Source organism: Streptomyces hilarionis (genome assembly GCF_024539675.1).
GTDB classification, from domain to species: Bacteria; Actinomycetota; Actinomycetes; order Streptomycetales; family Streptomycetaceae; genus Streptomyces; species Streptomyces hilarionis.
In genome coordinates this window covers 1-243 of record NZ_JAHHIT010000863.1, presented here as the reverse complement: position 1 = coordinate 243, position 243 = coordinate 1, and the positions used below count along the sequence as shown (strand labels likewise).

General features: G+C 64.2%; 1 protein-coding gene. It reads right to left on the bottom strand.

Annotated features, from left to right (window positions below; all coding sequences use genetic code 11):
- Positions 1 to 243 (bottom strand): VRR-NUC domain-containing protein (locus KMS84_RS40590; protein WP_256921662.1); only part of this gene is annotated, 243 nt, incomplete at both ends.

Below are 243 nucleotides of genomic sequence, written 5' to 3'. Positions count from 1 at the left end.
AGGTAACCCTGATCGGTAAGCGCCTGAAGGTATGCGTCCTGGGCCGGTGACACGGCAGCGTCATACGGCGCCCGGGCCTTGAATTCGATGTACAGCCCGAAGTACCCGCCGCGGGCCATCGGCAGCACCAGGTCGGGAACGCCGGCCTTCACGCCCTGCTCTTTCAGCTTGATCGCCACCAGCTTGTGCCGGTGACCTCCGTTCGGGACGTGAAAAATCAGCTTGGCTGCGGCCGGATAGCGC